This window comes from Mesorhizobium sp. (genome assembly GCF_004962925.1).
Classification (GTDB): domain Bacteria; phylum Pseudomonadota; class Alphaproteobacteria; order Rhizobiales; family Rhizobiaceae; genus Mesorhizobium.
In genome coordinates this window covers 9,802-18,831 of the sequence record NZ_SUEO01000127.1, presented here as the reverse complement: position 1 = coordinate 18,831, position 9,030 = coordinate 9,802, and the positions used below count along the sequence as shown (strand labels likewise).

General features: G+C 62.6%; 9 protein-coding genes and 1 pseudogene. 7 read left to right on the top strand and 3 right to left on the bottom strand.

Features of this window, described 5'->3' with window-relative positions:
- From rfaE2 to E5W87_RS22625, 3 genes are all read left to right on the top strand, one after another.
- A partial coding sequence (rfaE2, locus tag E5W87_RS22635) for a D-glycero-beta-D-manno-heptose 1-phosphate adenylyltransferase (RefSeq protein ID WP_292402486.1) occupies positions 1-433 on the top strand: 433 nt, incomplete at its 5' end.
- A gap of 7 nt (positions 434-440) precedes the next feature.
- The gene (locus tag E5W87_RS22630) at positions 441-1,013 is read left to right on the top strand and encodes an SIS domain-containing protein (RefSeq protein ID WP_292402483.1); all 573 of its coding nucleotides are present in this window, start codon (positions 441-443) and stop codon (positions 1,011-1,013) included.
- 13 nt (positions 1,014-1,026) lie between these two features.
- Positions 1,027-1,671, top strand: a complete 645-nt coding sequence (locus tag E5W87_RS22625; RefSeq protein ID WP_367118859.1) for a D-glycero-alpha-D-manno-heptose-1,7-bisphosphate 7-phosphatase — start codon at positions 1,027-1,029, stop codon at positions 1,669-1,671.
- Here E5W87_RS22625 and E5W87_RS22620 read toward each other — a convergent pair.
- Positions 1,668-2,153 carry an Lrp/AsnC family transcriptional regulator gene (locus E5W87_RS22620; protein ID WP_292402477.1) on the bottom strand — a complete coding sequence of 162 codons (486 nt, stop codon included), beginning with the start codon at positions 2,151-2,153 and terminating at the stop codon, positions 1,668-1,670. The two genes, E5W87_RS22625 and E5W87_RS22620, sit on opposite strands and share 4 nt — an antisense overlap.
- Positions 2,154-2,412: 259 nt before the next feature.
- On the opposite strand from E5W87_RS22620, the gene trxB reads away from it, so the two are divergent.
- Positions 2,413-3,387, top strand: coding sequence for a thioredoxin-disulfide reductase (trxB, locus tag E5W87_RS22615; RefSeq protein ID WP_292402474.1), 975 nt, complete (start codon positions 2,413-2,415; stop codon positions 3,385-3,387).
- Between the two features lie 73 nt (positions 3,388-3,460).
- A complete protein-coding gene (locus E5W87_RS22610) occupies positions 3,461-4,357 on the top strand; it encodes a LysR family transcriptional regulator (RefSeq protein WP_126105318.1) in 897 nt (298 codons plus the stop codon).
- 32 nt (positions 4,358-4,389) lie between these two features.
- On the opposite strand, the pseudogene E5W87_RS22605 reads toward E5W87_RS22610, so the two are convergent.
- Together E5W87_RS22605 and E5W87_RS22600 are read right to left on the bottom strand one after the other, a co-directional pair.
- Positions 4,390-4,916: pseudogene (locus E5W87_RS22605) on the bottom strand (isoprenylcysteine carboxylmethyltransferase family protein).
- Between the two features lie 823 nt (positions 4,917-5,739).
- Positions 5,740-7,791, bottom strand: a complete 2,052-nt coding sequence (locus E5W87_RS22600) for an elongation factor G (protein WP_292402470.1) — start codon at positions 7,789-7,791, stop codon at positions 5,740-5,742.
- Positions 7,792-8,133: 342 nt separating this feature from the next.
- Here E5W87_RS22600 and E5W87_RS22595 point away from each other — a divergent pair, with 342 nt between their 5' ends.
- Positions 8,134-8,529, top strand: a complete 396-nt coding sequence (locus tag E5W87_RS22595; protein WP_292402467.1) for a cupin domain-containing protein — start codon at positions 8,134-8,136, stop codon at positions 8,527-8,529.
- 89 nt (positions 8,530-8,618) lie between these two features.
- A partial coding sequence (locus E5W87_RS22590) for an MFS transporter (RefSeq protein ID WP_292402465.1) occupies positions 8,619-9,030 on the top strand: 412 nt, incomplete at its 3' end.

The window sequence follows — 9,030 nt, the reverse complement described above, 5'->3', positions numbered from 1 at the left end:
GTGGAAGGACGAAGGCCTGAGCGTCGGCTTCACCAATGGCTGCTTCGATATCCTTCACGCCGGCCATGTCAGCCTTTTGCATGCGGCGCGCAGCCAGTGCGACCGGCTGGTTCTCGGCCTCAACAGCGACGCCTCGGTGCGCCGGCTGAAAGGGCCTGGACGCCCGGTCAATGACGAGCATGATCGCGCCTGCGTGCTGGCAGCGCTTGCCTCGGTCGATGCCGTCGTCATCTTCGAGGAAGACACGCCGCTCGCGCTGATCGAGGCGCTGAAGCCCGACATACTGGTCAAGGGCGCCGATTATACGATCGATCAGGTGGTCGGCGCCGAGGTGGTGCAGAAGGCGGGCGGCCGCGTTGTGCTGGTCGATCTCGTCGCCGGCAAGAGCACCACCGGCACCATCGGCAAGTTGCGCGCCGGCAGTACAAACTGAGGGTTTCATGTCCGAACTGAACGATTATCTGGTCCGCTCGGCGGCCGCGATCACCGCGATGGTCGAGCGCGACCTCAGCAGCGAGATGGAGCGGGCGGTTACCGCCGTCGTCGCCGCACTTTCGCAAGGGAAGGCGCTGCTGATCTGCGGCAATGGCGGTTCGGCGAGCGACGCAATCCACATCGCCGGCGAACTGGTCGGCCGCTTCCTGAAGGAACGCAAGGCCTACAACGTCATCGCGCTGCCGGCCAATGCGGCGGTGCTGACCGCCTGGGGCAATGATTACGGCTTCGACACGGTGTTTTCACGCCAGGTCGAGGCGCATGGCTCGGCGGGTGCTGTGCTGCTCGCCATCTCGACCAGCGGCAACTCGGCCAGCATTCTTGCCGCCGCCGAACAGGCGCGCATGATGGACATGACGGTGATCAGCCTGACCGGCGACACCGGCGGCAAGCTCAAGCCGCTCTCCGACATCCTGCTCAACGTGCCCTCGACCTTCACCCCGATCATCCAGCAGGGGCATCTGTGCCTCTACCATCATCTATGCGAAATTGTCGAAGCGCGCCTCTGCGATGGCTGATATTGGCCGTGTCGTGAGCTCGAATCCGTACCCGCTCGAAGAGCCGGGCCTGTGGGTCGAGCGGATCGGTACGTGGGTCTTTCGAGCCGGCACGCCGGCGCTGTTCCTCGACCGTGACGGCACCATCAATGTCGATAGTGGCTATCTCGGCGATCCGGCTGACATCGTGCTGCGGCCGGAGATGCTGCCGGTGATCCGAACGTCCAACATCGCAGGCCTTCCTGCGATCGTGGTCTCCAACCAGTCGGGTATAGCTCGCGGTTATTTCGGCTGGCCGGATTTCGCCGCCGTTAATGCTCGGCTGCTGGCGCTTCTCGAAGCGCAGGGTTGCCGGATCGATCTGGTGCTCGCCTGCGCCTACCATTCGAGCGGGACGGGTGAACTGGCAGTCGGTGATCATCCGATGCGCAAGCCCAATCCGGGCATGCTTCTGCGCGCCCGCGATCTGCTGGGCGTGGATATCAGCCGATCAATCATCGTCGGCGACAAGGCTGATGACATGGAAGCCGGACGGCGAGCCGGACTATGTGAGGGCTGGCTGGTGCACGGTAGACTCAACCGGACTTCCGGCGACGGTACTTTCACGATGCGCAAACTGATGACCGGCAATGATCACAGGAAACTCTGCGAGACCATCGCTGAGCTCGGCGGGGATTAGGTTCTCATTTCGCTGAAAGCAACCAAGCCTTCGTCCTTGACCCGGCGGATGGTCAGTGCAGTGCGCACCGTGTCGACATTCGGCGCCGAGGCCAGTTCCTCGATGACGAAGGTCTGGAAGGCGCCGAGGTCGCTCGCCACGCAATGCAGCAAGAAGTCGGATTCGCCCGACACCATCCAGGCGTCGCGCACGATCGGCCAACCGCGGGTGCGTTCGGCGAAGGTTTTCAGCTCGGCGTCGGCCTGGTGGTGCAGGCCGATGAGGCAGAAGGCGACGACGTCCAGGCCGAGCGCCGGCGCATTGAGCAAGGCGCGGTAGCCGCGGATGATGCCGGTCTCTTCCAGTCGCCTGACACGGCGCAGGCATGGCGGCGCCGAAATGCCGACGCGGCTGGACAGCTCGACATTGGTCATGCGCCCGTCGTGCTGAAGCTCGCGCAGGATCTTCCAGTCGATGGCGTCGAGATCGGCTTTGAGCGGCATGGATACCTTCGGCGCTTCACGCAAGAATCTTTCGTGATTTTGTAATTAAACGACTTCGGTGTCCATTCCATCCCTTCAGTCGCTGATTTTCGGACAGTCACCGCGCAAGATGTTCGTGGATCGTCTGTTTGTGCGGAAGCTTTCCGGGGACGAAGCCCAGGTCGTCTTGCTGGCGTCGCCTGCAACACCTAGATTAGGGCCGATATCGATCCCTGTGCCGGACGCTTCATTAGCGTCCGGTTGTTGTGAAAGCCCGTCCATGATCACCAAGCATGCACCCGTTCTCATCATCGGCTCCGGCCCCGCCGGCTATACGGCGGCAATCTACGCCGCCCGCGCCATGCTGAAGCCGATGCTGGTCGCCGGCCTGCAGCAGGGTGGCCAATTGGTGATCACCACCGATGTCGAAAACTATCCGGGCTTCGCCGATCCGATCCAGGGTCCGTGGCTGATGGAACAAATGCTGAAGCAAGCCGAGCATGTCGGCACTGACGTCATCAACGACATCATCACCGAGGTCGATCTCAATGTGCGGCCGTTCCGCGCCAAGGGCGATTCCGGCACCACCTACACGGCCGACGCACTGATCATCGCCACCGGCGCGCAGGCGAAATGGCTGGGCATCCCGAGCGAACAGACCTTCATGGGCTTCGGCGTATCGGCCTGCGCCACCTGCGACGGCTTCTTCTATCGCGGCAAGGATGTCGCCGTGATCGGCGGCGGCAATTCGGCGGTGGAGGAGGCGCTCTATCTTTCCAACCTGGCAAAGAGCGTGACCGTCATCCACCGGCGCAGCGACTTCCGCGCCGAGCGCATCTTGAGCGAGCGGCTGTTCAAGAAGGACAATGTCCGCATCATCTGGGACACCGTCGTCGACGAGATCACCGGCCAGTCCGGCAAGATGCCGCTGCCACCGTCGGTGGAAGGGCTGAAGCTGCGCAATGTGGTGACCGGCCAGGAGATGCATCTGACGGTCGATGGTGTATTCGTGGCGATCGGCCATGCGCCGGCCGTCGAGCTGTTCGCCGGCAAGCTGAAGCAGAAGCCGAACGGCTATCTGTGGACGGCGCCGGATTCGACCTGCACCGACGTGCCGGGCGTGTTTGCCGCCGGCGACGTGACCGACGACATCTACCGCCAGGCGGTAACGGCGGCGGGGCTCGGCTGCATGGCCGCGCTCGAGGCGGAAAAGTACCTCGCCGGGATCGAAGTTCACCGCGAAGCAGCGGAGTAAGAAGGCGGCCGAGAAAAGCCGCGTAAAAGCCTGATTTTTCATTCAGACGCCAAAAAACAGAACGAGGGGCATCATGGCGTTGGACTGGGACAAGCTACGCGTGTTTCACGCTGCCGCGGAAGCTGGGTCATTTACCCATGCCGCCGAGACACTGCATCTGTCGCAATCAGCAATCTCGCGGCAGGTCAGCGCGCTCGAACATGACGTCGGCGTGCCGCTGTTCAATCGCCATGCCCGCGGCCTGGTGCTGACCGAACAGGGTGAGATGCTGTTCCGCACGGCGCATGACGTGCTGATGAAGCTGGAGACGATCAAATCGCGATTGACCGAGGCCAAAGACCGGCCCTCCGGCGTGCTCAGGGTGACGACCACGGTGGGGCTCGGCGCCGGCTGGCTGACCGAGCGCGTGCAGGAATTCATCGAGCTCTATCCCGAGATCAGCCTACAACTGATCCTGGCGAACGAGGAGCTCGACCTCACCATGCGCCGGGCAGACTGCGCGATCCGGCTGCGCCAGCCGCAGCAGCCTGATCTCATCCAGCGCCGCCTGTTCACCGTGCATTTCCATCTCTACGCGGCGCCCTCCTACGTCAACAAGTATGGCAAGCCGGCGTCGATCGCCGAGTTGAAGGCCCATCGCATCGTCACCTTCGGCGTGCCGGTGCCGGCGCATCTGTCGGAATTGAACTGGCTGGAAACGGTCGGCGATTTCGAAGGCGGGCAAAGGGTTCCGACGCTGCAAATCAACGACATATTGTCGATCAAGCGCGCGGTACAGGGTGGCGCCGGCATTGCCATGCTGCCCGACTATGTGGTCAGCAAGGACTCAGGGCTGGTGCAGTTGCTGCCGGAAACCGAAGTGCCGTCCTTCGACACCTATTTCGCCTATCCCGATGCGATGAAGAACCAGGCGAAACTGCACGTCTTTCGCGATTTCATCATCGCCAAGGCCCGAAGCTGGTCGTTCTAGACTAATCCCTTCTGCAAATCGCTTGCTGCTTTTTATCGCGGACGATCATCTGTTCTATCTTGCTGGCCGCGCCATGGCGTCAGGCGGGGCAGCCAGCCTGGAACGGCGTGGCGGTAGGCCTCGTAGTCGGCGCCATAGCGGCGGGCAAGCGTCGGTTCCTCGTAGAGCTTCACGAACGAGACCATGGCGATGGCGGCGATAGTGGCATAGGCGACCAGAGCCCAGCTCGAAAACAGTAGCACCTGGCCAAGGATGATCGACAGCACCGCCAGATACATCGGGTTGCGGACATGGCGGTAGATGCCGCCGACGCCAGCCGTTCGGTCGGCGCGACCGGGGCGGGCGTGCCCAGGCCTTCGACAGCAAAACGGGCGAAGGCATGAAGCAGCAAGGCCGCTGCGACGACAATCAGGACCCAGCCGACCGGGACCAAGCCGGGCAGGGTCGACCATGGCAGACGATAGCGATCGGTCAACAGCCAGGGCAGCAATCCCGCGACCGCGCCGGGCGCTGCGATGAAGAATAGCGCGCTGCCGGCGATCGCCCAGGGTGTCCTCATCGAGGCTTCCTTCTAGAGCGACGTGCTTCCACTTGGACGCGCAAGGTACGCTCTAGCACTTTGAATCTGCGCATCGTGTTTCCGAAATCGATTCCGATTTCGGGCCGATGCGCGGCTGCCGCAAAAATAAACGCGTGCTGCCTGATTCGACATCATTCGCTGTTTCTGCGTTCTGGGCTGAGAATCGGCTCTGATTCGCTGTTTGACAAAGACTTTTGCCTGGCTGCGCACCGCATTTCGATGATTCTGCTGGTCCTAATAGGCCAAGGAATGGGTTAGACCACAGCCTGTGTCATTTTGCATGCGTGTGTTGCAAAATAGATGCTTGTTTCTTGGGCATGATGAGCACATATATAGATCATCTCCTGGGCGCGTTCTCCTCCCATTAGCGCCCTCGAGTGTTCCCCTCTGGAGGTTAGCCCTAACAGGCACTTCCAATCAAACTCAGCCGGATCTTCATTGATCCGGCTTTTTTGTTGCCCGAAACCTGCTGGCGCTGAGGGAAAGCCAACCGAAATTGTCACGTAACAGTGACATGTAACCTCAGGTAACCTGTCACAGGCGCCCAGCATCGACTAAGCAGATCATAGGACGCGGTGTGGTTCGTGCGGGAGATGGGGGCATCACTCGGACGATCCGGGCTCAGGCGGCTACCGCGTCCGAACCATTCTTCCGCTGAGGCCGTCAGGCGCTGGCGGCATGTGCGGCGGACCTGCCGTTTCGCCTCCCACGAAGACGGTCCGCAAGAGAGCGGCGTCCGGATCATTCCGGACGCCGTTTCCTTGTGTTCTGCAGCCTGCGATACTGGCGCCAAAATCCAGTGTCAGGCGGCCTTGCCATTGGCGTTCAACGCCTCGTCGGCCAGGCGACCGGTGAGTTCGGCCATATGGTCGAAGGCGGCACGATAGCTGGCCACGCCCGCGGTGGCCGAACGCAATTCGATGATCAGGTCGCCGATCTCGGCCTGCGGCATGGTCGCCTCGACGACATCCCATCCCGGCCAGCCGGGCCGCGCATCGTAGCCGAGAATCTGGCCGCGCCGCTGCGGGATCAGGGCGATGATCTTCGACGTCGCGTCGGACGGCGTGACGATTTCGACCTTCATGACCGGTTCGAGCAGCACCGGCGAGCAGGCCGCCATGCCTTCCTTCATCGCCAGCTTCGCCGCCATCTGGAAGGCCATGTCCGACGAATCGACGGCGTGGTAGGAGCCGTCGGACAGGTTGACGGCAACATCGACCACCGGAAAGCCGAGCGGGCCGGATTTCAGATAATCGCGCACGCCGGTCTCGACCGACTGGATATAGGTTTTCGGCACGGCGCCGCCGGTGATGGTGTCGGTGAACTGGAAGCCGGAGCCGCGCGGCAGCGGCTTGATCTCGATCACCACGTCGCCGAACTGGCCATGGCCGCCCGACTGCTTCTTGTGGCGGCCACGCTGCTGCGCCGTTTTGCGGATCGTCTCGCGATAAGGCACGGCTGGCGGATGGCCCTCGACCGGGATCTGGTTCTTGCCTTCCAGTCGCTCGCGCACGACGCGCAGATGCATCTCGCCATGGCCCGACAGCACGGTTTCGGCCGAATCCTGATTGTGGCGCAGGCTGAGCGAGGGATCTTCTTCGGCAAGGCGCTGGATGGCCGCCGACATCTTCACCTCGTCCTTGCGTTCCTTCGGGCGCAGCGCGAAGGCAAAGACCGGTTGCGGCGGCGCCAGCGTCACCAGCGGCTTGATGCCGCCCTTGGCCGAGCTCAGCGTCTGGCCGGTCGTGACGTCGTCCAGCTTGCCGAGCGCGACGGTGTCGCCGGCCTTGGCCGAGGCGAGCTTGGACTGATCCTTGCCGAGCATTCTGTAGATGCCGGAGACTTTTGCCGTGGCGCCATCCGAAAGGAAGAGCTCGGAGGCGTCGGCAAGCTGGCCGGACAGTATGCGCGAGACCGACAGCTTGCCGCCATGCGCGGTGTGAATGGTCTTCATCACCTGAACCACAGTCGCATTTCCGTCCGGTGCGCCGAGGCGCTTGCGGGTCGCCTCGATGTCGGGCGCATCGTGGCGGATCGTCTTCAACAGGCGCAGCACGCCATTGCCTTTCTCGGCGGTGCCGATCAGCACCGGCGTGACCGCGCCGTCACGCAGGTCGGCGGCAAGGTCGTCGAAGATCGCGTCCTTCGGCGGCTCAATCTCTTCGAGAAGCTGCTCCATCAACTGGTCATCATGATCGGCGAGCGTCTCCAGCATGGAAAAGCGAGCCTCCAACTCGCGCGCCTTGTCGTCGCCCGGTATCTCGGCGACCTCGCTTTCGGCATATTCGCGATAGATGTAGGCGCGCTCCAGAGCGAGATCGATCGAGCCGATGACGACGCCGTTCTTGCGCAGCGGAACCTGGCGAAGCAGCAACGGCACCGAGCTTGCCGGCTGCAGCATCTTCAGCGTGTCGCGCACGCCTGATATCGCCTTGTCGACCTTGTTGAGGAACATGATGCGCGGCACGCCGAGATCGTCGAGCTTGCGCATGATCAGCTGCAGGGCAGGAATCTTCTTCTCGTCGGCCTCGGCGACGACCACCGCTATGTCGCAGGCGGCAAGAACTGGCTCTGCCTCGAAGGAGAATTCGATGGAGCCGGGACAATCGACGAAAGTGAGTTGCTCGCCCATGAATTCGGTGGTGGCAAAGGTCGCCTCGACGCTCATGGCGTGGGCGCGTGCCTCGGGCGAATGGTCGGAAACGGTGTTTCCCGAGGAAACGGAATTCTGGCGGGGAATGGCGCCCGTGCGGGCCAATATGGCTTCGAGAAGTGTCGTCTTACCGCTTGCAAAGGGACCGACTATGGCAATGCATTTCGGTCCCGTGCGTCGTCCTCCGGCGCGAGTTCCCATGACTGACCTCCACTCAGGCGTTTCCCTGGGAGCGGCGGCCGGCCTGTCGACCGTCGCGGGCGGGGCTTTTTTCAGTTCGCCACCTACCCAAAAGCATCGTCCCACGGGTTAGCCGGGAGGGCAAGGGATTTGAGGATCGCCTGACGTCGCGGATGTCGAGCCGTGATCGGTGGAGTCGGATGCGAGCCCAGGCTTCCCATCAAATCCCGTGACAGGGCCCGTCGCCGAACAGCCGCAAAAGCGGTTGCGCCATGACCGGTATCGGACGAAAGTGCCCGTTTCTTGCGACAAAAGGAGCGGTCGCCGCCGACCGATCCGCCATCAGCTTAAGGATTCGCGACGATGAAGATCATTGCCTGCGGCAGCGTGCCGACCGTCATTGCGCCGGAAAAGTACTTCACCGGCCGCGTGTTGCAGACGCCGATCATCGAGAAGGAAGCCCCAGCACGTCTGCGCGCCATCATGGTCAGTTTCGAGCCCGGCGCACGTACCCACTGGCACATGCATCCGCTTGGGCAGACACTCTACGTCGTATCTGGCGCCGGCCTCGCACAAAGCTGGGGCGGGCCGATACAGGAGATCCGGGCCGGCGACGTTATCTCGTTTGCGCCTGATGAAAAGCATTGGCACGGCGCTGCCCCGAAATCGGCGATGGAGCATATCGCCATGCAGGAGGCGCTCGACGGTGTCCATGCCGACTGGCTGGAGGAGGTGACGGACGAGCAATATGGCGGCTGAGCCGGGACGCGACGGGCAGCCGTTGATCGGTCCTAAAACGCGTCGCGTCTGATGACATTCATGCGACGCGCTTCATGTTTGGAGTCGTCATGTCGAACCGTCGCTTGCCTCTTGTTGCCGCTGTCTATTTCGGCACATTCGTCGCGCTCCTCGACGTTAGCATCGTCAACGTCGCCCTGCCGACGATCCAGATTGCGCTCGGCATCGACTTCGCCGGGCTCCAATGGGTGATCGATGCCTATACGCTTTGCCTGTCCGCCTTCATGCTGTCGGCAGGCCTTATCGGTGACCGTTACGGGCGCAAGCGCTCCTGGCTGGCAGGCATCGGCATCTTCGTTGCTGGTTCTGCCATCTGTGCAATCGCACCTAACCTGCCGGTGCTGCTGGCGGGCCGAGTGGTGCAGGGGATAGCCGGATCGCTGATCATTCCGGGCGCGCTGTCGATCCTGACGCAGGCGTTTCCCGACACCCGCGAGCGCGCCGGCGTCATTGGCGGCTGGG

Coding starts and splice junctions, on each gene's coding strand:
- E5W87_RS22630 (WP_292402483.1), top strand. CDS start 441: ATGTCCGAACTGAACGATTATCTGGTCCGCTCGGCGGCCGCGATCACC.
- E5W87_RS22620 (WP_292402477.1), bottom strand. CDS start 2,153: ATGCCGCTCAAAGCCGATCTCGACGCCATCGACTGGAAGATCCTGCGC.
- trxB (WP_292402474.1), top strand. CDS start 2,413: ATGATCACCAAGCATGCACCCGTTCTCATCATCGGCTCCGGCCCCGCC.
- E5W87_RS22610 (WP_126105318.1), top strand. CDS start 3,461: ATGGCGTTGGACTGGGACAAGCTACGCGTGTTTCACGCTGCCGCGGAA.
- E5W87_RS22600 (WP_292402470.1), bottom strand. CDS start 7,791: ATGGGAACTCGCGCCGGAGGACGACGCACGGGACCGAAATGCATTGCC.
- E5W87_RS22595 (WP_292402467.1), top strand. CDS start 8,134: ATGAAGATCATTGCCTGCGGCAGCGTGCCGACCGTCATTGCGCCGGAA.